The organism is Falsihalocynthiibacter sp. SS001, from assembly GCF_042445055.1.
In the GTDB taxonomy this organism is placed as follows: Bacteria; Pseudomonadota; Alphaproteobacteria; order Rhodobacterales; family Rhodobacteraceae; genus Falsihalocynthiibacter.
This window is the reverse complement of sequence record NZ_CP170339.1, coordinates 1,838,872-1,861,728: the sequence shown is the minus strand read 5'-3', so window position 1 is coordinate 1,861,728 and position 22,857 is coordinate 1,838,872. Positions and strand designations below refer to the sequence as shown.

Below are 22,857 nucleotides of genomic sequence, written 5' to 3'. Positions count from 1 at the left end.
TGCGCTGTGTCTGCTCTTTTCCTTTACGGGTCGCTCTTGCACGATCCGCTCTTGCGCGTTGTTCTGGGCACTGAACACCTTCCGGAAAAACAACCTGCGGAGCTTGTCGATCACGCGGTTTTCTGGGTAAAGAATGCGGGCTATCCGTGCTTACTCCCCGCTAGCGGCAACTCCGTAAAGGGTCAAGTCGTCGCTGAACCCACGCCCGAGATGCAGGCGCGGATGGATTTCTACGAAGCATGTTTTGGCTATGACGTGCATCAGGTTACGCTTGCGAGAGGTCAAATTGCCAATGTTTACTTGCCCCCAGAGCAGCCGCCAGCGGGTGCGTTGTGGACCGTGACGGATTGGGCGCGCTCGTGGGGGGATATTTCGGTTGAAGCAGCACGTGAAGTAATGGCGTGTTTCGGGAATGAGGCGCCCGAGTCTGTGGGCAGCCGATTTTCGGTCATTCGCGTCCGCGCCGCTGCGCGGGTCAATGCGCGCGCTATGCCGCCCGCCGCCAATAGCTATTCCGAAAAGGATGTAGAGATCGTTGAAACACGGCGGGACTACGACAAGTTTTTTGCCGTCGATGATCTTACCCTGAAGCACCGCAGATTTGACGGTGAAATGAGCCACGAAATTCAACGCGCGGTCTTTGTGATGAGTGATGCGGTGACCGTGCTCCCTTATGATCCTGCGTTGGATCGTGTGCTCGTGGTGGAGCAGTTTCGCGCGGGCCTGCTTTCGCGCGGCGATGCCTATCCGTGGAGCCTTGAACCCGTCGCTGGGCGTATTGATCCCGGTGAAACACCAGAAGAAACCGCACGGCGCGAGTGCCTTGAGGAGGCGGGGCTAAAGCTAATAAGCCTTGAGCAAATCGCGCAGTATTATCCTTCGCCCGGCGGCATCAGTGAATACATCCAAAGTTATATCGGGATCGCGAATCTGAACGGTGTAGAAAGGGCGGTGTGTGGTCTGGACGAAGAAGGTGAGGATATCCTGCGTCATGTCCTTAATTTCGAGGACCTTATGGAACGTATTTCAACCAGTCCACGCGCCAATGGTCCGTTGATCCTTTCGACGCTGTGGCTCGCGCAAAATCGTCCCAGATTGCGTGCTGCGGTTGGGGCAGTCACTTGAGTTCCCTTCGCGACGGGCCTAAACAAGTGGGAATTACAAACTAAGGGGCTGAAAATGCGCGTTTGCAAAGACTTGCCAGATATGATCGGCAACACACCTCTGATCCGCTTGAATGCGGTCTCTGAGGCCACAGGATGCGAGATACTAGGCAAGGCCGAGTTCCTTAATCCGGGCCAATCCGTAAAAGACCGCCCTGCGCTCTATATTATTCGCGATGCGATTGCCTCGGGCGCGCTGAAACCTGGTGGAACGATCGTCGAAGGTACGGCGGGCAACACAGGTATCGGGCTTGCGCTCGTTGGGGCGGCGATGGGATTCAAAACGGTAATCGTTATCCCAGAAACCCAGAGCCAAGAGAAAAAGGACATGATCCGTCTGGCAGGTGCCGAATTGGTGCAAGTGCCTGCGGCTCCTTACAAAAATCCGAACAACTATGTGCGCTATTCCCAGCGTCTTGCGGAAAAGCTGGCGAAAACAGAACCGAACGGCGCGATCTGGGCGAACCAGTTTGATAACGTTGCCAACCGTCGTGCGCATTTCGAAACTACCGCACCCGAAATCTGGGAGCAAACCAACGGTAAGGTCGATGGCTTTATCTGTGCTGTGGGTTCCGGGGGAACTCTTGCAGGTACCGCGATGGGCCTAAGAGAGAAATCCGCAGATGTGAAAATCGGTATCGCGGATCCCGAAGGTGCGGCGCTTTATAACTTCTATGAAAACGGCGAATTGAAAGCGAGCGGCGACTCGATCACCGAAGGCATCGGGCAGGGGCGCATCACCGCCAACCTAGAAGGGCTGGACGTTGATTATGCCTATCAGGTACCAGATGCCGAAGCCTTGCCATATGTGTTTGATCTGTTGCGGGACGAGGGGCTTTGCCTTGGTGGTTCCAGCGGGATTAATATCGCAGGTGCTGTGCGTTTGGCAAAGGACCTTGGGCCGGGCCACACAATCGTAACCATCCTTTGTGATTACGGAACGCGTTATCAGAGTAAGCTTTTCAACCCGAACTTTCTCAAGGAAAAGGGGCTGCCTGTTCCGGAATGGCTTGCGACTTCTCCGCGCTCTATCCCCGGTGTGTTCGAGGACTAATTGATGAACAAAGGTGTGGGCCTTCAGCGCTGGTTAGAATTGGGAAAGAGCATGGTTTTTATCATGCTCTTCTTCTGTGTTGGCGCCTCGGTTGCTCATGCGCAGGATACATCGCTAACAACGATCCCGTTCAACCGCCTCGCGGTCCAAGCAGAGCAAATAGACCCAGACGCCGAAGAGCACGATGGCTCGGCGCAGATTCTTCAAACCCTGCGTGAAACCAAACTGCTCAACGGCAAGACTTATGCCGATTGGGAGACATTCTCGGTCTTGTCGAAACTCACAGTCGCAGAGGGTAAAGCAACCACCGACGAGTTTGAGGATTTACGCCGAGAGCTTGTTGCGTGGCGCGAAGTTTTCCTTGATTACAGTGACCTAAATGATGCCCAGATTAGCACGCTCGACTCGCAAATCGAGGCGCTATCGCCCTCGACGACCACAACAAACGCAAACGGCGAACAGAGCGAATCCGAAGACCCCGTAGCCGACGTTGTTCAACAGCGGCTAGATCGCCTCAAGAAAGAGCGCTCGATCCTTGCTGTTCCGTCACTTGCGGCCTCCGAGGGGTATGAACTCGCGACGGGTTTGGTGCGTGAAATTGACAGTATCATCAACGCGCGCCGCCGCTCTGAATTCCTTGAGACAACCCCATCGCCGGTACTTCCAACCTATTGGGACGACGCGGTCGAGTATCTTTACAATTTCGTGGCGATTGTGCCCGCCGAAATGCGCGTGGCGTGGCATAAACAAGACCGCCCTGAAAGGCTAAGCCAGAACGCGCCCCAGATCGTCATTCTGCTGTTGATAGCAACGGTCATTCTCTTGCGCTCGCGCCGCTGGCAACGACGTCTAGAGGACCACGCCGAGAGCCATCACAACGCGTCTGTGCGTTGGCTGTTGATGTTCGTCTTTACCGGCCTAACCACCTTCGCACCGCTCGTGGCGATCCTTATGTTGATGCGCGCCGTTGTGATGACGGGACTTCTTGGGTCGCACGGAAACGCGATTGTTCAGGGCCTGAGCGTTGCGGCGATTATGTTTTTTACTGGCTCGTGGTTGGGAAGCAAGATTTTCCCACGCAGTGAGGTCGGTATCAAGATCGTTGACCTTTCGTCGCTCCAGCGAACCGAGGGGCGGTTCTATGCGCGCTTGCTTGGCCTGATATTTGGTTTTGTCATTCTAATTATCATCATGGCTGATGTTGTGCCGATTGATGATGGGCCAGAAGCGGTCATTTTCTTCCCTTGTATCGTCGGCGCCAGCCTTCTTAGTTTTCGTATCGCCCAACTTTTCCGACGAGGGGTTGAGCAAGACGACGAAGCGGAAGGGGCGATTTCCAGTCGTAACTTCCGCAACCAACTGGTTTCCTTCCTAAGCGGCGTTGTGATGATCCCCGCTTGCGCTGCTCCTATTTTGGCGGTGTTCGGGTATTTTAACGCGGCGACGATGATCTCGTTTCCGCTTATCCCGTCACTGGCATTATTGGCGTTTCTACTTGTTCTACAATACTTCGCGAATGAGATTTACGACGTTGTCGTAGGCCGCCAAGGTGCTGCCGCAGAGGCCATCGTGCCCGTTGTGATCGGCTTTTTCCTCGCGCTCGCGTCCGTCCCGATGTTCGCCGTGATTCTTGGAGTGCGTCCCGCGCAAATTGTTGATTATTGGAACTTGTTCCTAAACGGCGTTAGCTTCGGCAACGCACGCATTTCGCCCGAGAGCTTCATGCTCCTCGTGATCGTTTTCGCGATTGGCTATATGTTCACACGCCTTATCCAAGGGGCCTTGCGCAGCACTCTTCTCCCCAAGACAAAGCTGGATATCGGCGGGCAGAACGCGATTGTTTCGGGCTTTGGCTATGTTGGGATATTCCTGGCGGGTCTCGTGGCAATCATGATCGCAGGTATTGACCTCAGCGCGCTTGCTCTTGTTGCCGGTGCATTGACCGTTGGTATCGGTTTTGGCCTTCAGAACATCGTGTCCAACTTCGTTTCCGGCATTATTCTCCTCGTGGAGCGCCCCATTTCCGAAGGTGACTGGATCGAAGCGGGTGGCCAAATGGGGTATGTGCGAAATATTTCGGTACGCTCAACGCGGATCGAGACCTTTGACCGCACCGATGTCATCATCCCGAACGGTGATCTCGTCGCAGGTGTGGTTACTAACTGGACGCGCGGCAATTCGATAGGGCGGCTCATTTTGCCCGTGGGCGTGTCCTATGACGCGGATTCCAAGCAGGTCGAGAAGATTCTTCTCGAAATCGCCAAGGCGCATCCGATGGCGCTCGCATCGCCAGAACCCACGGTCTTGTTCCGTAGTTTTGGTGACTCCAGCCTGAATTTCGAGGTGCGCGTCATTCTCCGCGATGTGAACTGGAGCTTGATCGTTCAGAGCGAACTAAACCACGAAATTCTCCGCCGTTTTAACGAAGAAGGCATTTCTATTCCGTTCCCGCAAACCGATCTGTGGCTACGCAATCCGGAGTCTCTGACCAACCCTCGTATGGGGCCGCGCCCTCAGCCCAAAGACAAACCAGAAGAAGAACAAGAAACGTGACCAACAAACTCTTTCTCCAAGAGCCCTATACCCGCGAAGCAGAAGCACAAGTTATCGCCCGTACTCCAGAAGGTGGCGTAGTGCTGGACAGCACGATTTTCTATCCAACGGGGGGTGGTCAGCCGGGTGACAGCGGAACGCTAAATTGGGGTAGCGGCAGTACGCTAGACATCGCGACAACAATCAAAGGGGAGGGCAATCAGATTGTCCTTCTCCCTGCGGCGCCGGCAGCCCTTCCTACGGTCGGTAGCGTCATACGCCAACAACTGAACTGGGAGCGGCGGCATCGCCATATGCGCATTCACACCGCGCTTCATATCCTTTCGGTTGTTATCCCATTGCCCGTGACAGGCGGTTCAATAGGTACGGACAAAGGGCGTTTGGACTTTGATATGCCAGAACCCCTCGAAAATCGCGAAGAACTTGAAGAGGGCATTAACGCGTTGATTGATCGCGATTTACCTATCGGCGAAACATGGATCACGGACGCCGAACTCGATGCGAACCCCGGATTGGTCAAGACATTGCGCGTTCAGCCGCCGCGCGGTTCGGGCAAAGTTCGCCTGATCGCAATCGGAGAAGGGCGCGAGATGATCGACCTCCAACCCTGCGGTGGCACCCATGTCGCGCGCACCGGCGAGATCGGCCGCATTCACTTTGGCAAAGTCGAGAAAAAAGGTGCAACCAACCGTCGGGTCAATATCGTTCTAGATGTGTGAATTTGGCCGAAAATCACCTGCAAGAAGTTTTCCGACTAAATCGGAAATTTCCCCTTGCGCCCTTTAACGTGCCACACTAAAAACCGCGCAACGGACAGGTGGCCGAGTGGTCGAAGGCGCACGCCTGGAAAGTGTGTAGGCGGGAGACCGTCTCCAGGGTTCGAATCCCTGTCTGTCCGCCATCAACCCATAAGTTATTAGTTTTACTTGTTTACTATTGCAAAGTTGGAAGTAGTCAGTACTTTCGGCGTGGCCTTGTGAATAACGAGGAATGCAGGGCGAATTGTGCTAAGAAAACGCCGCGCTCATAATCCTACTAGCTATGCTGCGCTTCTTGTCGTCAATCGGGCTGTGCCGGTCAACCTCTGCACCCTCTGCATAGAAATTGTCCACCATGCGGCGACCCCAAGTCACATTTTCCCTTAGTACCCGCGCGGGTGTACCAGCGGAAAGCGTGTTAGGCGGAATATCCTGGCCGGTCGCATAACTCTTTGCGCCTAGAATGCAATCATCCCCGATTGTGGTTCCTTTGCCAACAATGACGCCCTGTCCGAGCCAAATGTGCTTTCCGAGAACGATTGGTTTTGGCGCATTTAGTAGGTCGCCAGAATCCTTGTCATAAATGCCGTGGCCGTCCGAAGTGCGGATTGAAATGGCTGACGACAGCATACAATCCTCTCCGATTATTATTCTCTCCCGCGCCGCGAGTAAGTAGCAACCTTCAACCGAGGCCTGTTTATGGATATGTACTGAACCGCCATCTCTTGCCAAGATACGCAATTTGTTGGCGCGGCGCATTTTTTCAATAATCACTTCGTTGCCATCGCCACGAATGATGATTTCTAAATTGTTTACCCGGATTCCTTCTGCGATAATGACCTTGTTATCGTTCCCGTCGATGGTCAGTTTCCCTTTATATTTTTTGGGCTTTTGATCTCATTTCGTTCGCCGTTGTTCTTGATTTTCATACTTAAATTCCTTTTTTGAAATGAAGGGTTATGCTGAGACTATAGGAATATCATATTTGTGAAAGCTTTGCGTTTCCCCGTCCTTAGTTGGGCTGAGCTTTTTGCGTTTAGGGGGGAGCCGCCTAGCAAAACCTATCGAAACATATAGGCGTGTACAGTTGAAACATTTCGCTGCAAACCCTTGTTTAAAAGGCTTGGGGTTGTCCCTGTGTGTCCGATATGTCTTTTTCAGAACTAATTCTTGGTTCGCCGCTGGCTTTGTCTTTCGCCCGTTGAGCGGGTGATTTGGCGTGACTAGTTAGACATTAATTTTGCTCAAGATTGATGCTGAGCAACATATAGTGGGCAGTCGCGGCATCAATCAGTCTAACTACTCTCCAATCGCGCTTTAAACTTCTTCTAGCGCCGTGCTCGCTCGCAATCTAGAACCGCGGGTAGGGCGTGGGGGGGCATATTGGCGTTGTAAATCCCCAAAATAAAAGCAAATTTGTTCAATAATTCTTGACCTGACGTCAGGTGGCATAGACACTCTAACTAATCTTTGGAGTCTGCGCTGATTTGTGCAAATTTTCATGCTGGCCGACGCTGTCTTATTCATTGAATTCCGTACGAGTGAATTAAAGCCTAACAAATTCAAGGAGAATATAATGAAGAATATTATGATCATCGGAGCCCTCGGCGCTGTTCTATCGCTTTCGGCCTGCGACGAAGACATGGGAAGCATGGAAGTAACATCTGGTATGCCTTCTGGTCCGGAACAGGCCTGTTTGCGTGATGTAACCGCAACCACCAATAACCCCGATGTTGTTCTTCTTGGTTCTGAATTCTCCGAGGCCGGTACGATGGTTCGGGTTGGCGTCGGCGAGAACCGCGCACCATGGCAGTGCATTGGCTATAGCGACGGCACAACCGCGGGCATCCAATCGCTCACGGATGAGGGTATGGCCTAGAGCCGCCAATGCGGATTGCATTGCGCATACTTTTTTGGGCGCTGGTCATAGGTTATGTGGCCGCGCTCATTCTGCTGGCAATTGGCATGTTTGGCTTGCTGGGGCAGGAAAAGGATCCTCTCTCGGCGGTGTTTCTCATCCCGCTTGGTCTGCCTTGGAATATGTTCATGGAAGGCGCGCCTGACAGTGTCTTGATTGGTGTCGGTCTATTCTCGCCGCTCATCAATATCGCAATCATAGGCTGGCTGGCGCGGCGCCTCGACAAATAAGGGAAAAATCATGGGAAAAACAGTACTTGTTGTTTTTGTCTGGCATTTGTGGTCCTCCCCCTTTGAAGTGGTCCGCCCCTATAGTTAGGAATCGGAGGATTGAAAATGGGAATTAAGCGACACAAGCCAGAAGAGATTGTCACGAAGTTGCGGCAGGTTGAGGTGCTTTGCGGTCAAGGCATGCCGCGTGTTGATGCAATCCGGCAAGTGCAGATAACTGAACAGACGTTTTATCGTTGGCGCAAACAATATGGCGGAATGGGAACCGACCAACTGAGGGAACTAAAGCGGCTTCAGAAGGAGAATGATCGACTGCGGCGAGCCGTATCTGATCTGACCCTGGACAAGTTGATCCTGTCGGAAGCCGCACGGGGAAACTTCTGAGCCCCTCGCGCCGCCGCGCCTGCATCGATCACATTCGCAATGAGGTGCGGGTGTCTGAGCGGCGGATCTGTCGTGTTTTGGGGCAGAACCGATCCACCCAGAGGCGGTTGCCTGTTGACCGAAGTGACGAAGAACGGCTGGTTGCTGATATGATCGAACTGGCACGTCAGTATGGCCGGTACGGGTATCGCCGGATTGCGGCTCTGCTCAGGGATGCGGGCTGGCAGGTGAACGACAAGCGGGTTGAACGGTTGTGGCGGCGTGAGGGGCTCAAAGTACCCATGAAACAACCCAAGAAGGGGCGGCTCTGGCTAAATGATGGCTCATGTGTCCGGCTGCGGCCAGAGTATCGCAACCACGTCTGGTCGTATGACTTCGTTCATCATCGAACTGATGACGGGAAAGCGTTCCGGACCCTGAACATCTTGGACGAATACAGCCGGGAATGCCTGGCGATCCGGGTGAAGCGGAAGTTGAACTCGACAGAAGTCATCGACGCACTCACGGATCTGTTCATCTTGCGCGGCGTTCCGGCCTACATCAGGTCGGACAACGGCCCGGAGTTCATAGCTCGGGCTGTTCGAGACTGGATTGAGGCGGTTGGAGCCAAAACGGCTTACATTGAGCCTGGCTCGCCGTGGGAGAATGGGTATTGCGAAAGTTTCAATGCCCGGTTCCGCGACGAGTTGCTGAACGGGGAGAGCTTTTACACTCTACGCGAAGCACAGATTATCATCGAAAGCTGGAGGAAACACTACAATACCAAACGACCACACAGTGCTCTGGGCTACCGCCCGCCGGCTCCGGAAACCATCGTCCCGATGGAACTAAGGCCGATCATGCACTAACATTCAAACTGGACTACTTAGGTGGGGCTGATCAGCCTTGATCCAATCTCTGACGGCCTCGGAGATCAGCTCTGAGCCATCGCCAATTGGGCTCGAACCAATGGCGCCTCCTTCAGGATCAACTTATCCAATGTCAGTTCAGAAACTGCACGACGCAGACGCTCGTTCTCATTCTGCAGCCGTTTCAGCTCCTTTAGTTGTTCCGTGCCCATTCCGCCCGTCGCCATTGGCGCTCGGACCAATGGCGCAACAAAGGCTCCATTCTTCTTCCAGCGATAATTGGTTTCTTCAGTCACACTGATCTGACGGATCGCGTCAATCCGAGGCATACCTTGCCATATCAGTACTTCAACCTGCTGTAACTTCACCACTATCTCTTCGGGCTTGGGCCTCCAAATTACCATCTCTGGTCCTCTGCTTTTCTAACTATAGGGACGGACCACTTCAAAGCAGGAGGCTCATGCGATTAAACGCGCGCAAATAGCGGGCGGATGCGCCCAAACGGGTCCGCAAATGGCGCACAACGCCATCATCAAGATCCCGTAATCACATAAATCTTTATTATTTTGGGTACTGCTGCTAGCGTGTCAGGTGAGTACATTGCGTTTATTTGAATAAATTTTTTGAAAATTTGTCCGTATTTGATGCGGATACAAATAGGAGACGTCCCATGGGAAAGTTGAGAACTGCCCTATCGGCAATAGCATTTACAGCACTGGGAAGCGCGGCACTTGCCGAAGATAGTGGCGCAGCCGCCCAAGCAAACAACCCGTTAGCGAAAACAAAGGCGCTGAATTTTCAGAACCTTTACACAGGCGAATTGACTGGAACAGACCGTGACGCCAACCAGTTTTTCTTACGCTATGCGAGCCCATTCCAAGCCTTTGGAGGTGACTGGCTTATGCGTCTCACCGCACCGGTCAATACAATCCCGACTGCAAATGGTGGTGATGTTACCGGTTTCGGCGACCTGAATGTTTTCGCCGCGTATCTACTCGATACAGGGAATCCAGCTGTGAGCTTTGGCATCGGCCCGCAACTTACAATTCCGACGGCATCCGAGGATGAAACAGGTTCCGGAAAATGGTCGCTCGGTTTTGCCAACGTATTGTTTAACGCCACTGATCCAAAATTTCAGTGGGGCTACCTTTTGACTTGGCAAGCCAGTGTCGGTGGTGACGAAGATCGTAAGGATGTGAACATTGGTGCGCTCCAGCCGTTCCTATTCTATCAACTAGACCAAGGTTGGTATCTTCGTTCGACAGGTATCTGGACGTATAATTTCGAGAACGACAATTATAACATCCCTTTCGGCTTTGGTATCGGGCGCGCAATGCCCACCAGTGGCGGTGTCATTAACGCATTTATCGAACCACAGTACTCCATCGCCCATGAAGGTGACGGACAGCAAAAATGGAACATCTTTGCTGGCCTGAACTACCAGTACTAATTACCTGATCAGATTTACCCGAGCTAGGCGACTATCGTGCCGCCTAGTGCCTTTTCGACATTCGCAGCCGCGCGCTGAACCGCGTTCGTCAGGCTTGCGAGCGAGGATTCCGCTTTCGATTGCGGCAGTACGATAGAGATTGTCGCAAGGCAGGCACCAGTGACATCGCAAATGGGCGAAGCGATGCAGGCCACGGAATACTCCGAGGCACTCATTTGCACCGCGAGTCGATTTTCAAACTCAAGCCGCGATTGTTCAGAAAGCACATGCGGATCAATCTCGGCCTGTCCGGTTTCGGAGGGGCGGGCCGTTTCGGCGAAAATCTGAACCCGCTCGGCCTCTTCAAGGTGCCCCAAAAGTAAACGCCCAGAGGCCGTCCAATTCAACGGAACGCGCGTGCCGATATCAGAAGCCACATTAAAGTGCCCATCGCCACGGGCCATGTCGATGACCGTCATCATCCCGCCATCACGCGCGCAAATCTGAACGGTTTCACCCGCTTCGGCGCAGAGACGCTTCATTTCTTTGGCCGCCGCGGAATACACATTCACATTCGCACGATAAGTCAGTCCATACCGCATCAACCGCGGGCCGAGCCAAATCGTGTTCTCTGACGGTCGTGTGAGCATCTCGCGCTCGATCAACTCATCCACGATTTTGTATATCGTCGAAGCAGGGGCGCCCGTGGTCCGAGCAAGCTCATAAGAACTCATCGCGCTTCCACGTTCGGTCAAAATGTCGAGGATCTGAAGCGCTCTGTCGATTGCTCCGACGCGTTTTCTTGAGTCGGCCATGTTCTCTCCGTGCCTGATCGATGGCTGTTATTGGTAGTTAATCCATAATTATGGAGTTTTAACTCGCCCGTCAATAGAAGGTTTCGTTTTCAAAATATTTAACAATATCAGGTGTTAAAAGCGATGTCTGAATACGCGCCGATCTTTCTTGACTTGGCGGAAGGGTGCGATGTATCGTAAATAAGGAATATATAACATAACTGTGGAGGTTGATAATGTTAACAAAAAAATTCCAGATTTCATTTACAGCGGCGCTTTTGGCGGGGGGAGTACTCTCTGCTCCTGTCGCGGCAAACACAATCGACGTGGCCATCATCGGTGAGGCCGATACGTTCGACCCGATGAAATCCACCAAAGACGTCGTATCCATCGTAACACAGCACTTTGTCGAAACCCTTTATACCTTCGACGGCGAATGGAATATCGCGCCTTTGCTAGCTGTTGATCTACCAGAAATCAGCGAAGACGGCCTGACGTACAAGATTGCGATCCGCGAAGGCATTACGTTTCACGACGGCTCATCAATGGATGCAAAGGACGTTGTAGCTTCGCTTGAACGCTGGCTCGAAGTTGCTTCGCGCGGCAAATTGGTTGCCGACAAAGTCGCATCCGTCGAAGCAACCGGAGACTTTGAAGTTACCATCACGATGAGCCAAGCGTTCTCGCCGCTATTGTCGCTTCTTGCGTTCTCAAACTCCGCAGCCGCGGTTTACCCCGAAGAGATCATCGCGGACGAGATCGAAACTGTGATCGGGACGGGGCCTTACAAAATTGCTTCGCACGTGCCTGATCAATATCTTCAGTTGGAAAAATTCGACGGCTATGTTTCGCGTGACGAGCCATCTGATGGCGCTGCAGGTATGCGGGCGCAAACGGTTGACGAAATCCGCTTTGTACCTGTACCCGATCCGAACACACGCGTAGAGGGTTTGCTTTCGGGTCAATTTGCATTCGCCGACGGCCTTCCAGCCGAGAGCTTTGCCCGTATCGAGGAATCTTCCGCCGCGGATCCACTTCTGCTCAAGCCGTTCGGCTGGCCGATCTTCGCGATCAACCACAAAGACGGTCTCTTGACGAGCAAGCCAGTGCGTCAAGCCCTTCAGGCCGCGTTGCCGGTGGATGACATGCTGTTCGCAGCGTTTGGCGACGACAACTTCTTCCTAACGGATGGTCCGCTTTACCCTGAAGGTTGGGCATGGCGTACAGATGCGGGCGCGGAGCTTTTCAATCAGAATGATCAAGCCAAAGCCGCCGAAATGCTTAAGGAAGCAGGATATGACGGAACGCCACTTCGCATCCTGACATCGCGTCAGTATGAGTTCCATTTCAAGATGGCCGAAGTTGCCAAAATGGCGCTGGAGGCTGCGGGCTTTACGGTGCAAATGGACGTCGTGGACTGGGCGACACTTGGTCAGCGCCGCAACGATCCAGCACTCTGGGATATCTATATCACCCACTCGCCGTTCCTACCTGAACCAGCACTTACAAGCCTATACGACAAGACATCTCGTCTTGGTTGGTCGAACCCCGAGAAGGATCAGATCCTTGTCGACTTCACAACCGAAACCGATGCAGAAAAGCGCAAGGAATTGTTCGCGCAACTTCAAGAGCAAGTCTTTGAGGACGTTGGCTTTATCAAGATCGGCGCATTCAACGCACTTTCAGGCACAGCAAGCGGCCTGACAGGCGTAACATCGACACCTTGGCCGTTCTTCTGGAACGTCAAAGTCGGCGAATAAACACACTATCGCGCGCCCACAATCGCGGGGCGCGCGAGCTTCACTCTGCAAGCTGAGATATCCATGGCCCGTTACATATTCAAACGACTTGTGGGGATGATGATCGTCATCTTCCTTGTTCTGACCATCGCATTTATCATCGTTCGTCTGGCCCCTGGGGATCCTGCGGCGCTGATGCTTGGGCCAGAGGCAAGCCCAGAAGAGGCCGCCGAACTTCGGGCCGAACTTGGGCTGGATCAGCCGATTATCGTTCAATACGCATCCTTCGTCGGAAATGCCGTTCGGGGAGACCTCGGGACATCGCTGTTCTTCCGCGCTCCCGTGACCGAGGTTCTTGCCGCACGGGCAGAGCCGACCATTTTCCTCTCGCTGTTTTCGCTCTTGATCGCGCTTGTGATCGCCACACCTATCGGCATTTATGCGGCTTATCGGCGGGGATCGTTCCTTGACCAAAGCGCAATCACCACCGCGATGCTCGCCGCTTCGTTCCCCAGCTTTTGGACAGGATTGATGTTTCAGCGCTATCTGGCAACGGATTTAGGCTGGTTTCCTGCGTCGGGTTACGGCGGGCCGGATGCCACGTTCATTGAGCGTATGGGCTTTCTGATATTGCCGTCGATTGTCCTCGGAATCGTGAATTCCGCGCTCATCCTGCGTTTTACCCGCGCATCGATGCTCGATATTCTGGGCGAGGATTACGTCCGCACCGCGCGCTCGAAGGGTATGAGCGAACGTCGGGTTGTCCTACGTCATGCCCTCAAGAATGCGGCGATCCCGATCATAACGGTGATTGGACTGACCTTCGCGCTGTTGGTATCCGGCGCGGTTGTCACCGAGCGCGTTTTCAACATTCCGGGAATGGGTAACCTTGTGGTGAGCGCAGTTCTTCGCCGTGATTATCCCGTGATCCAAGGCACCCTGATCGTCGTTGCTTCGCTCTATGTTCTTATCAACCTTCTCACCGATTTGTTGTACCTTTTGGTCGACAAGCGCGTGAAATACTGACGAAAGGGATCAATATGTCTGGATCCTCCGCAGCAGCTTCAGAGCCGAAGTTCCTTGCTCTCCTGTTCTCTCGTCGTGCCGTGCTTATCGCGCTGATCGTCTTTGTTGTGACCGTTGCCCTTTGTGTGTTTGCTCCGTTGTTTCCGATTGCCGACCCCGGCAAAATGTCGGTGCGGGCGCGGCTTTCACCTCCTGGGGGTGACTTCCTATTGGGCGCGGATGCGTTCGGGCGCGATGTAGCTTCTCGGCTCCTGTACGCTGGCCGTGTTTCGCTAACGATCGGGATCGGCGTGGCGCTGTTATCCTCAGTAATCGGGATCGCCATTGGCCTTGTGGCTGGCTTCTTTCGAAAGCTGGATGCGCCCATGTCGCGCCTTGTGGATGCGATGATGGCATTTCCTGATATCCTGTTGGCGATTGCACTTGTGTCGATCCTCGGCGGCTCGGTCGTGAATGTGATCATCGCGCTCTCAATCGTGTATGCACCACGTATCGCCCGCATTGTGCGCGCTTCAACCTTGGTAATCCGTGAACTGCCCTATGTTGAGGCCGCAACTGCGCTTGGTTCATCAACGGTGACGATCATGTTTACGCATGTGCTTCGCAATATTCTCTCGCCGATCATCGTTCAGGCGACGTTCATCTTTGCTTATGCAATGCTTGCAGAGGCGGGGCTTTCATTCCTCGGAGTGGGGATCGATCCCTCAACTCCGAGCTGGGGAACCATGATAAATGAGGGGCGTCAGTACCTAGATCAGGCTGCGTTCCTTATCGTTTTTCCGGGGCTGGCGATTTCGCTATCGGTTCTGGCGCTTCAACTTATTGGTGACGGGTTCCGCGATGCGCTCGACCCCCGCCTTGCAAAGGATATGTAAAATGGCACTTAAACTCGTAAACTTCAAACTCACCGGCTTGGACGCTTCTGGAACCGACACGATCTGGGTCGATGACGAGGGCAACGTCGCCGCAGGACCGATCGAAGGCGCCGAAGTCGTTGACTGTAAGGACTCGTTCCTTTCGCCCGGTTGGTGCGATCTGCACGTTCACATCTGGCACGGCGGAACCGATATTTCGGTCCGCCCATCAGAAGCGGGCCGCCCAACGGGTGTGACCTCTATGGTGGACGCGGGTTCTGCGGGCGAGGCCGCATTTCACGGGTTGCGTGAATATGTGATCGACAAAGAACAAGAGACAATCCGCGCGTTCCTGAATATCGGATCCATCGGTTTGGTGGCGTGCAATCGGGTCTCCGAACTCAGCGATTTGAACTGCATCGACATTGATCGCACCTTCGACGTTATCGAAGCCAACCGCGATGTGATCTGCGGGATCAAGGTTCGCGCGAGCGGCGTGATCGTAGGAAGCTGGGGCGTGACACCCGCCAAAATCGCCAAGCGCGTGGCCGAAATCGCAAACTTGCCCCTTATGGTTCACGTCGGCGAACCCGCGCCTTTGATTGACGAAGTGTTCGACATTCTTACACCAGGAGACATCGTAACACACTGTTTCAACGGCAAAAAAGCGGGTTCTATTGGCGACACGCCCAAGCTCTTTGCGCAGGCAAAACGCATGGCAGACGAGGGCATCCGGATGGATATCGGTCATGGCCAGGCATCCTTTAGCTTCGAGACAGCGCGCCGCGCGATTGACGACGGCCTGCGGCCGTTCTCGATTTCGACGGATCTTCACCTGCGCAACATTCGCGGCCCCGTGCACGATATGGCAACAACGATGTCCAAACTGCTTGCAGTGGGTTTGCCGTTTGACGAGGTTATCTCTGCCGTTACGGAACGGCCGCGCCCTATTTTGGGGCTTGGTGGCCGTGATGGGCTGGCCGTGGGCACAAAGGCAGATTTCACCGTCTTTGATCTAGTGGATCATGCCGAAATCGCCACCGACAGCCTCGGCGCGACGCTCGAAATCAACAAGATTTTTGAACCGCGCATGACGGTCCTCGGCAACTCGGCACAACCAGCCCAGCGGAGGCTCAAATGAGCACCGAACCCATCCTAGAGGTTAAAAATCTTAGGGTTGCTTTCCGTTCACGAAAGTCGTCGGTAACGGCGCTGCGTGACGTGAGTTTCAGCCTCCAGCCGGGAAAAACTCTGGCGTTGGTAGGGGAAAGCGGCTCGGGAAAATCGGTATCCTCGTTGGCAATCATGGGGCTTTTGCCCAAGAACGGTTCGGTTACAGGCGGCGAGATCAACTATCGCACCCGTGCGGGGCAGGTCATTGATGTGTCGAATACGCGCGAACAGGATATGCGGCGCATTCGTGGCGCCGAGATCGCGATGATCTTTCAAGAGCCAATGTCCTCCCTTAACCCACTGTTCACAATTGGTGATCAAATCGGCGAGATGCTCTTGCTCCATACCGATCTGGATGCAGAGGGAAGACGCAAGCGCGTTCTTGAGATGCTCGAACTGGTTGAAATCCCCGGAGCGGCCGAGCGGATGAACCAATATCCGCACGAGATGTCTGGGGGAATGCGACAGCGCGTGATGATCGCGCTCGCGATTGTCTGCAACCCCGCGCTACTAATCGCCGATGAGCCAACAACGGCGCTCGACGTGACAATTCAGGCGCAAATCCTTGATCTGATGCGTCGATTGCAGCGTGATCTGGGCATGTCGATCCTGTTTATCACCCACGATATGGGTGTTGTTGCCGAAATGGCGGATGATGTTGCCGTGATGTATTCGGGCGCCATCGTCGAGCAATCCGGCGCGCGCGATTTGTTCGCACAGCCAACGCACCCCTATACGCAAGGTTTGCTGCATTCCATTCCAACATCGGGCCGCAAAGAGGGCGAGCGCCTTGTTCCCATTCCGGGTACGGTTCCTTCGCTATACGATATGCCGCCGGGATGTGCCTTTGCGCCGCGCTGCCGTTTTGCGCGGGATGAGTGTGATATGCCCGTGAATTTGCGTAACATCAGTGACGGACATCGCGTGGCCTGTGTCCTTGCAAATCAGGAGGCCGCACATGCTTGACGCAAGCGAACCGCTATTGAAAATCCGCAACTTGACCAAAACCTTCGGGGTTCCGGGGGGACAGGTCCACGCCGTAAACGACGTGAGTTTTGACATCCCTCGCGGCTCGATAACAGGGCTGGTGGGGGAAAGTGGCTCAGGCAAAACGACGCTCGGGCGCACGCTGTTGCGCCTTGTTGAGCCCACATCAGGCAGCACTATTTTTGATGGAGAGGACCTAAACGCGCTTTCCACTCGCGATATGCGGGATATGCGGCGGCGTATGCAGATCATTTTTCAGGATCCGGTCTCATCGCTCAATCCACGCCTCAAGGTCGGCGCGATTATTGCCGAAGGTCTTAAGGCCCACGGCATCGGCACCGCACAAACGCGACGCGATACAGTTGCGGACTTGCTTGAGGAAGTTGGCCTGAAGCCCGAGCACATGAACCGCTTTCCGCATGAGTTCTCAGGCGGTCAACGCCAGCGGATCGGGATCGCACGCGCCCTAGCGCTTGAGCCCGAGTTCATAGTCGCCGATGAGAGCGTTTCGGCGCTTGACGTTTCCATTCAGGCGCAGGTGTTGAACTTGTTGCTGGATTTGCGCGAGCGCCGCAACCTCACGATGCTGTTCATCGCCCACGACCTTTCTGTGGTTGAATATCTCTGCGATCAAATCGCAGTAATGTATCTAGGACGCATCGCCGAAATTGGCCCTGCAAAGCCACTCTATGCAACGCCCTCGCATCCCTACACAGAGGCGCTCTTGTCCGCAATTCCGATGCCCGATCCGTTGATCGAGCGCTCACGGACGATCCTTAGGGGCGATATCCCAAGCCCGCTAAAACCACCGTCTGGGTGTGTTTTCCGAACTCGATGTGCCCATGCCGCCGACGAATGCGCGCAGGGCGAACCCCAATCTGTGACAGTTGGCGCTGGCCATTTGTCGTACTGTAAAAAAACAAAAGAGATTTATGCTCGTGCTTAACAAAAACACCGCCGCCGATATCGAAGCCCGCCTCAAGGTTGCTGGCGTAACGCTTCCACCATCCGCGCCGACGCCAATTGGTGCGTTCTGTAATGTGCGTCGCACCGGAAACCTGCTGTATGTTTCAGGGCAGGGACCAGTCGAGGCCGATGGCACCCTTTTACGCGGCAAAGTCGGTGGCGAGATCAGCGCCGAAGTTGCCCGCGAACACGCGCGTTTGGTCGCGGTGAATATCATCGGTGCGCTCCGTGATTATCTCGGCGGGCTTGAGAAAGTTACGGGGGTTATCAAACTCTTGGGCTTGGTAAATGCGACCAATGATTTTGAGCGCCACCCCTTTGTGATCGACGGTGCCTCTACTTTGCTAGCTGATGTTTTTGGCGAACTTGGTATCCATGCGCGTTCTGCCTTTGGTGTTGGTTCGCTTCCGAATAACATAACCGTCGAGATCGAGGCGATTTTCGAGATGGAGGACGACGCATGAGCGAAGAAATGTGGAGCTGGCACGACCAGAACGGTTTTACGCGGATCATTAACGTGAGCGGCACGATGACGGGTCTCGGCGCATCCGTAACGGGCGAAAATTCCCGCCGCGCAACCGCGCAAGCGATGGGCCAATTCGTGAAAATGCATGAGCTTCAATCCAAAGCAAGCGGTGTGATCGCGCGTCTTACAGGGGCCGAGGCCGGAATGGTAACAGCCTCTGCAAGTGCGGGGATATCATTGGCGATTGCGGGTGCGATGACAGGCATGAATGCCGCAATGGCAGAGGATTTGCCGCGCGCCGCACCGCAAAAACGCAAGGTTGTGGTACAAGCTGGCCACCTTTGCACATATGGCGCGCCGATTGAAACGGCCGTAAATATGACAGGTGCCGAGGTCCGCAGTATCGGGCAATCCACCCATTGTTGCGACCATCAGTTAGAGGCGGCGCTCGACGAAGACGTTGCCGCGGCGCTCTATGTTGTTTCGCACCACGTAGTCCATTACGGCCAGATCCCCTTTGCCCGATTTGCAGAAATCGCGCGCGCCAAGGGCGTTCCGGTGATTGTCGATGCGGCGTCGGAATATGATCTTACGGGTTTCCTTGAGAAGGGCGCGGATATCGCGATCTACTCGGGTCACAAGTTTATGGCGGGGCCGACTTCGGGTATTGTCGCCGGCAACCGCGAACTGATCCGCGCGACATACCTTCAGAATATCGGCATCGGCCGTGGAATGAAAATTGGCAAAGAGAGCATTGCGGGTGTGATCGCCGCGATGGAAGATTGGATGTCTCGCGATGGCGAAGCTATTCGCAAGCAGGAACGCGCGGCACTCGATATGTGGCAGACAACATTCGCCGATATTGAGGGGATAATCGCGCGGATTGTGCCTGATCCAACTGGTAATCCTCTCGATCGGCTGCAAATTGATGTGGACGCAAAAACGGCTGGGGCGAATGCGGCACAGTTCGCAAGTGCACTGGGAGAGTTGGAACCAGCGATTATTGTACGAGATCACGAGGTTGAGCTTGGCTATTTTCAGCTTGATCCGTGCAATCTCTTGGCTGGGCAAGCCGAGATCGTGGCCGAGGCAGTCTCGCGCGTTGTGCGCTCGGGTAAAGAGCTTGCAAACCAAACCGAAGCCGATCCGCGAAACGCGAGCGTGAACAGCTATCTGGCTTGGGGCGCATAGCGGTCTGGAAGGGTGAGAGCGGCGAAGGTACCGCTCTCGTTTTGCATCTAGATTAGCCGTTAAATATACGTTTCATCTCCTGATCAAATTCCTTCCACGCCATCGTCGCTTTGTTCCCAGCAAAGCCATCGTAGTACGAACGACCATTGGATGTCGGAAGCCCAGCCCAAATTTTGGCAATGTTGTTCATAAACTCGACACGCTCTATCTCTCTGCTTTCGAACTCCAATAATCCCGCTTCGACGAGTAACATGTCGGCAAGCTGATCCTGAAGGCGAGGGGAGAAAACGGTGTTAAGCGGCACCGACTTTCTATTTACCAAACGCTTTAGGGTCTTAGGAATAAACTGATATTTGCCAATCGCATGGTTCTGATTGGGTGTGTCGGCAATCCAGTCAAAGATCTCGCCAATCGTCATCTGTGTCGGGAGCTTATCGGGAAGTATCTTGGCGCTATACTGGATCGCGTCATACCCCATTTTTCCAGCCTCCGCACGGCCGATTAAATGACGCACCATTGCAGCTTTGGTTATGTTCAACCCAAGCGTATGACTCTCGGTCGAAGGCCGGTCCATATGAGCAAAGAAACTTCGCGCGGAATTGCCAGAAAACAGGCTCCCGTTCTTCTGTGCAGTCGTTAGCACACTTCGGGCGATAAAGGGCGTAACCTTCGCGCCACTGGGACGTAGCAGTGAAAATTGCTCCGCCCACGCAATACTGGGAAACAGGAGCATAACTATACTCAGGATTAGCCGCATCAAAACCTCATTCTAAGACTTCTGAATTCGGTTCTAGCGCGAATAAATTTACGAACTCTTACGAACGCCCAAAAAATTTCAACACCCCGAAGAAACTATGAATAGCCCTCTTGTAATCGATTGCATTGCAGTCATAGTGCGGAATGGCACTTGGGGAGGAATGCGACATGCAGAAAAATACATCGCTCAATGGGGACTGGCGGCTACGGGATGCGAGCGGAGAATATGATCTGCCCATCCGCCTTCCTGGGGACGGGATAACAGCGCTGTATGAGGCTGGGATGATCCCAGATCCGTATTTTGGACGGAACGAATACGATCTACGCTGGATCGCGGATCGCGATTGGGTCGTGTCGCGTGAGTTCACGCTTGATGATGGCGCTTTTGAGCTTGTACTCGAAGGGTTGGACACCATCGTTGATGTCACGGTGAACGGCATAAAACTGCTCTCTGCAGAGAACGTTTTTCGCACTTATACTATTGATCTGGAGCAGGTCGCACGAGTGGGCAATAACACGGTTGAGCTGTATTTCCACTCCGCCCCGAAGGAAGGCGCCAAGCGCTATGCGGCGCATCCGTACCCGATTCCATATTCCGAGATGAACAGCCCGATTCCGCACGGCAATATGATCCGCAAAACCCAATGCGATTTCGGTTGGGATTGGAATATTGCCCTTGCACCGTTTGGTGTGATCGGGGACATCGAGCTCCGCCGGAAAACCAAGACTCGGATTGAAGGAGTCCTGTTGAATCAGGCCCATACCGAAGGCCTCGCTGTTGTGACCGTTCGAGTGCCTATCACCACCTCAGAGCAAAAGGCTGAGTACGAGGTCAACCTCTGCGGGCAAACACGTGCGGGGATCGTTCAAGGGCATAGCGATCAGATCGAATGTGTTTTTGAGATCGAGAATCCTGAGCTTTGGTGGCCCGTTGGAATGGGGAAACAGACGCTGCACCAAATCGAAGTACGTGTTGGCGATGGCGTAGCGCAGCGGCGGATCGGCCTGCGCGATATCGGGTTTCATGCGGACAAGGACGACATTGGACTAAGCTTTAAGTTTAGCGCGAATGGCATTGATTTCTTTGCCAAAGGTGCCAACTGGATACCAGCTGACGCACTGTCAGGCAGGATCACACGCGAGGCCGTCCGTGGGCTGCTGCAGTCGGCGATTGATGCTCATATGAACATGATCCGCATCTGGGGTGGCGGTCGATACGAACCGAACTGGTTCTATGATATGTGCGATGAAATGGGGTTGCTGGTTTGGCAGGATTTTATGTTCGCCTGTAACCTTTATCCCGCCGATGCAACCTTCCTCACAGAAGTCGAAGCAGAGGTTCGCGAGGTCGTTACGCGCCTCAATCACCACCCTTCTATCGCGCTTTGGTGTGGGGACAACGAGCTTGTCGGCGCATTAACTTGGTACGACGAGCCGCGCAACAATCGCGATCTGTATCTGGTGGCCTATGATCGCCTCAACACCCAGATCGAACGCGCGCTGACGGCGGTTTTACCCGAGGCAAACTGGTGGGCATCGAGTCCCTCGGCTGGCCCGATGAATTTCGGTGATGCTTGGCATGATGACACGTCTGGCGATATGCATTTCTGGTCGGTTTGGCATGAGGGCAAAGACTTTGAACACTACCGAGACATCAAGCCTCGTTTTTGCTCAGAGTTCGGATTCCAGTCCTATGCATCGATGGAGACAATCCGAAGCTTTGCGGACCCCGAGGACTTTAATATCGCGGCGCCAACCCTTGAAAGTCATCAGAAAAATGCAGGCGGCAATGCCCGCATAGCCGAAACTATGTTCCGATATTTTCGCTTTCCTGTCGGGTTTGAGAACTTTGTTTATCTCTCGCAGATTCAGCACGGTTTGGCGCTCAAAACGGCAGTTTCATATTGGCGAAGCCTTAAGCCGCACTGTATGGGCACGCTGATCTGGCAGCTTAACGACACATGGCCCGTCGCGAGTTGGGCGTCATTAAACTATGGCGGAAGCTGGAAACTGCCGCATTATATGATCGCGGATTTTTATCAGCCAGTGTTCGTAACGGCGGTACCTGAGGGCGACAAGGTGCGCATCGTTGGCATTAACGATACGATGGAAGTCGTTGATATTAAGGTGACAATCCGCGCCACAAAGTTGAACGGCACCTCCCGAGAGATATTGCAAGCTAACGGTGTCGTCGGTCAAGATAGCGCCGAAACGCTGGCCGAAGTCGAAGGCATCGCAAGTGACGAAATCTTAACCTTCGCGTGTGAAGGTGCGGATGGCGGCATTCAATACGATCACGTCATGCTGCGCCCCTATAAGTCCTACAACTTCGAAGCACCGCAATTGAAATTGGAAATAAAGGAAAAGGGCGCAGATTATGAGATCGTGGTAAGTGCTGAACGCCTTGCGCTCTTTGTTGCTCTAGAGGCGAGCGTTCCTGGGCAATTTAGCCAGAACGTCCTAACAATAACGCCGGATATGCCCGCAACCGTCCGCTTCACGCCATTACACCAAAGGGAAACGCCAAAGTTCATAGTGAATGACTTGCATAGCGCGACATACGGATAA

At 53.9% G+C, this 22,857-nt stretch carries 20 protein-coding genes, 1 tRNA gene and 1 pseudogene; 18 read left to right on the top strand and 4 right to left on the bottom strand.

The window, feature by feature from the left end:
* The first annotated feature begins 6 nt into the window (after positions 1-6).
* The 5 genes from ACFE33_RS08965 (at position 7) to ACFE33_RS08945 (ending at position 5,671) form a co-directional block, all read left to right on the top strand.
* A complete protein-coding gene (locus ACFE33_RS08965) occupies positions 7-1,125 on the top strand; it encodes an NUDIX domain-containing protein (protein WP_380052484.1) in 1,119 nt (372 codons plus the stop codon).
* Between the two features lie 54 nt (positions 1,126-1,179).
* Positions 1,180-2,217, top strand: coding sequence for a cysteine synthase A (locus ACFE33_RS08960; RefSeq protein WP_380052482.1), 1,038 nt, complete (start codon positions 1,180-1,182; stop codon positions 2,215-2,217).
* 3 nt (positions 2,218-2,220) lie between these two features.
* Positions 2,221-4,770, top strand: a complete 2,550-nt coding sequence (locus ACFE33_RS08955; RefSeq protein WP_380052480.1) for a mechanosensitive ion channel family protein — start codon at positions 2,221-2,223, stop codon at positions 4,768-4,770.
* Positions 4,767-5,489, top strand: a complete 723-nt coding sequence (locus tag ACFE33_RS08950; RefSeq protein ID WP_380052478.1) for an alanyl-tRNA editing protein — start codon at positions 4,767-4,769, stop codon at positions 5,487-5,489. Before ACFE33_RS08955 ends, ACFE33_RS08950 begins: the two co-directional genes overlap by 4 nt.
* 92 nt (positions 5,490-5,581) lie before the next feature.
* Positions 5,582-5,671, top strand: a tRNA-Ser gene (locus tag ACFE33_RS08945).
* Between the two features lie 106 nt (positions 5,672-5,777).
* Here the strand turns inward: ACFE33_RS08945 and ACFE33_RS08940 are convergent.
* On the bottom strand, positions 5,778-6,158 hold the full coding sequence (locus tag ACFE33_RS08940) for an acyltransferase (RefSeq protein ID WP_380052476.1): 381 nt from the start codon (positions 6,156-6,158) through the stop codon (positions 5,778-5,780).
* A 946-nt stretch (positions 6,159-7,104) separates the two neighbouring features.
* Here ACFE33_RS08940 and ACFE33_RS08935 point away from each other — a divergent pair.
* The 3 genes from ACFE33_RS08935 (at position 7,105) to ACFE33_RS08925 (ending at position 8,908) form a co-directional block, all read left to right on the top strand.
* Complete coding sequence (locus tag ACFE33_RS08935; RefSeq protein ID WP_380052474.1) at positions 7,105-7,407, top strand: hypothetical protein; 303 nt, start codon at positions 7,105-7,107, stop codon at positions 7,405-7,407.
* Between the two features lie 8 nt (positions 7,408-7,415).
* Positions 7,416-7,676, top strand: a complete 261-nt coding sequence (locus ACFE33_RS08930; RefSeq protein ID WP_380052472.1) for a hypothetical protein — start codon at positions 7,416-7,418, stop codon at positions 7,674-7,676.
* Positions 7,677-7,781: 105 nt separating this feature from the next.
* A protein-coding gene (locus ACFE33_RS08925) for an IS3 family transposase (protein ID WP_380052470.1) occupies positions 7,782-8,908 on the top strand; the annotation gives its coding sequence in 2 pieces (ribosomal slippage) (positions 7,782-8,046 and positions 8,046-8,908; 1,128 coding nt in all).
* Positions 8,909-9,012: 104 nt separating this feature from the next.
* On the opposite strand, the pseudogene ACFE33_RS08920 reads toward ACFE33_RS08925, so the two are convergent.
* Positions 9,013-9,312, bottom strand: a pseudogene (locus ACFE33_RS08920) (hypothetical protein); the annotation flags it as partial.
* 266 nt (positions 9,313-9,578) lie between these two features.
* On the opposite strand from ACFE33_RS08920, the gene ACFE33_RS08915 reads away from it, so the two are divergent.
* A complete protein-coding gene (locus ACFE33_RS08915) occupies positions 9,579-10,358 on the top strand; it encodes a transporter (protein ID WP_380052468.1) in 780 nt (259 codons plus the stop codon).
* Positions 10,359-10,381: 23 nt separating this feature from the next.
* On the opposite strand, the gene ACFE33_RS08910 is transcribed toward ACFE33_RS08915, so the two are convergent.
* Positions 10,382-11,152 carry an IclR family transcriptional regulator gene (locus ACFE33_RS08910; RefSeq protein WP_380052466.1) on the bottom strand — a complete coding sequence of 257 codons (771 nt, stop codon included), beginning with the start codon at positions 11,150-11,152 and terminating at the stop codon, positions 10,382-10,384.
* 215 nt (positions 11,153-11,367) lie between these two features.
* On the opposite strand from ACFE33_RS08910, the gene ACFE33_RS08905 reads away from it, so the two are divergent.
* The 8 genes from ACFE33_RS08905 to ACFE33_RS08870 all read left to right on the top strand — a co-directional run bounded on the left by ACFE33_RS08905 (position 11,368) and on the right by ACFE33_RS08870 (position 19,533).
* Positions 11,368-12,891 (top strand): ABC transporter substrate-binding protein, encoded by a 1,524-nt coding sequence (locus tag ACFE33_RS08905; RefSeq protein ID WP_380052464.1) that lies wholly within the window; start codon positions 11,368-11,370, stop codon positions 12,889-12,891.
* Positions 12,892-12,954: 63 nt separating this feature from the next.
* The gene (locus ACFE33_RS08900) at positions 12,955-13,896 is read left to right on the top strand and encodes an ABC transporter permease (RefSeq protein ID WP_380052462.1); all 942 of its coding nucleotides are present in this window, start codon (positions 12,955-12,957) and stop codon (positions 13,894-13,896) included.
* Positions 13,897-13,910: 14 nt separating this feature from the next.
* A complete protein-coding gene (locus ACFE33_RS08895) occupies positions 13,911-14,771 on the top strand; it encodes an ABC transporter permease (protein WP_380052460.1) in 861 nt (286 codons plus the stop codon).
* 1 nt (position 14,772) lies between these two features.
* Positions 14,773-15,891, top strand: a complete 1,119-nt coding sequence (locus tag ACFE33_RS08890; RefSeq protein WP_380052458.1) for an amidohydrolase/deacetylase family metallohydrolase — start codon at positions 14,773-14,775, stop codon at positions 15,889-15,891.
* The gene (locus ACFE33_RS08885; protein WP_380052456.1) at positions 15,888-16,889 is read left to right on the top strand and encodes an ABC transporter ATP-binding protein; all 1,002 of its coding nucleotides are present in this window, start codon (positions 15,888-15,890) and stop codon (positions 16,887-16,889) included. The genes ACFE33_RS08890 and ACFE33_RS08885 overlap by 4 nt, the downstream gene beginning before the upstream one ends.
* Entirely contained in the window at positions 16,882-17,856 is a 975-nt protein-coding gene (locus ACFE33_RS08880) for an ABC transporter ATP-binding protein (RefSeq protein WP_380052454.1), read from the top strand. Before ACFE33_RS08885 ends, ACFE33_RS08880 begins: the two co-directional genes overlap by 8 nt.
* Positions 17,843-18,340: a RidA family protein gene (locus tag ACFE33_RS08875; protein ID WP_380052452.1), complete on the top strand. Its 498-nt coding sequence runs from the start codon at positions 17,843-17,845 to the stop codon at positions 18,338-18,340. Before ACFE33_RS08880 ends, ACFE33_RS08875 begins: the two co-directional genes overlap by 14 nt.
* Positions 18,337-19,533, top strand: a complete 1,197-nt coding sequence (locus ACFE33_RS08870; protein ID WP_380052450.1) for an aminotransferase class V-fold PLP-dependent enzyme — start codon at positions 18,337-18,339, stop codon at positions 19,531-19,533. The genes ACFE33_RS08875 and ACFE33_RS08870 overlap by 4 nt, the downstream gene beginning before the upstream one ends.
* Positions 19,534-19,585: 52 nt before the next feature.
* Here the strand turns inward: ACFE33_RS08870 and ACFE33_RS08865 are convergent, their stop codons facing one another.
* On the bottom strand, positions 19,586-20,266 hold the full coding sequence (locus tag ACFE33_RS08865; protein WP_380052449.1) for a hypothetical protein: 681 nt from the start codon (positions 20,264-20,266) through the stop codon (positions 19,586-19,588).
* Positions 20,267-20,457: 191 nt separating this feature from the next.
* Between ACFE33_RS08865 and ACFE33_RS08860 the strand changes: the two genes are divergently transcribed.
* Entirely contained in the window at positions 20,458-22,857 is a 2,400-nt protein-coding gene (locus ACFE33_RS08860; protein ID WP_380052448.1) for a glycoside hydrolase family 2 protein, read from the top strand.

Coding starts and splice junctions, on each gene's coding strand:
- ACFE33_RS08960 (WP_380052482.1), top strand. CDS start 1,180: ATGCGCGTTTGCAAAGACTTGCCAGATATGATCGGCAACACACCTCTG.
- ACFE33_RS08955 (WP_380052480.1), top strand. CDS start 2,221: ATGAACAAAGGTGTGGGCCTTCAGCGCTGGTTAGAATTGGGAAAGAGC.
- ACFE33_RS08940 (WP_380052476.1), bottom strand. CDS start 6,158: ATGCTGTCGTCAGCCATTTCAATCCGCACTTCGGACGGCCACGGCATT.
- ACFE33_RS08935 (WP_380052474.1), top strand. CDS start 7,105: ATGAAGAATATTATGATCATCGGAGCCCTCGGCGCTGTTCTATCGCTT.
- ACFE33_RS08930 (WP_380052472.1), top strand. CDS start 7,416: ATGCGGATTGCATTGCGCATACTTTTTTGGGCGCTGGTCATAGGTTAT.
- ACFE33_RS08915 (WP_380052468.1), top strand. CDS start 9,579: ATGGGAAAGTTGAGAACTGCCCTATCGGCAATAGCATTTACAGCACTG.
- ACFE33_RS08910 (WP_380052466.1), bottom strand. CDS start 11,152: ATGGCCGACTCAAGAAAACGCGTCGGAGCAATCGACAGAGCGCTTCAG.
- ACFE33_RS08905 (WP_380052464.1), top strand. CDS start 11,368: ATGTTAACAAAAAAATTCCAGATTTCATTTACAGCGGCGCTTTTGGCG.
- ACFE33_RS08900 (WP_380052462.1), top strand. CDS start 12,955: ATGGCCCGTTACATATTCAAACGACTTGTGGGGATGATGATCGTCATC.
- ACFE33_RS08895 (WP_380052460.1), top strand. CDS start 13,911: ATGTCTGGATCCTCCGCAGCAGCTTCAGAGCCGAAGTTCCTTGCTCTC.
- ACFE33_RS08890 (WP_380052458.1), top strand. CDS start 14,773: ATGGCACTTAAACTCGTAAACTTCAAACTCACCGGCTTGGACGCTTCT.
- ACFE33_RS08885 (WP_380052456.1), top strand. CDS start 15,888: ATGAGCACCGAACCCATCCTAGAGGTTAAAAATCTTAGGGTTGCTTTC.
- ACFE33_RS08880 (WP_380052454.1), top strand. CDS start 16,882: ATGCTTGACGCAAGCGAACCGCTATTGAAAATCCGCAACTTGACCAAA.
- ACFE33_RS08875 (WP_380052452.1), top strand. CDS start 17,843: ATGCTCGTGCTTAACAAAAACACCGCCGCCGATATCGAAGCCCGCCTC.
- ACFE33_RS08870 (WP_380052450.1), top strand. CDS start 18,337: ATGAGCGAAGAAATGTGGAGCTGGCACGACCAGAACGGTTTTACGCGG.
- ACFE33_RS08865 (WP_380052449.1), bottom strand. CDS start 20,266: ATGCTCCTGTTTCCCAGTATTGCGTGGGCGGAGCAATTTTCACTGCTA.
- ACFE33_RS08860 (WP_380052448.1), top strand. CDS start 20,458: ATGCAGAAAAATACATCGCTCAATGGGGACTGGCGGCTACGGGATGCG.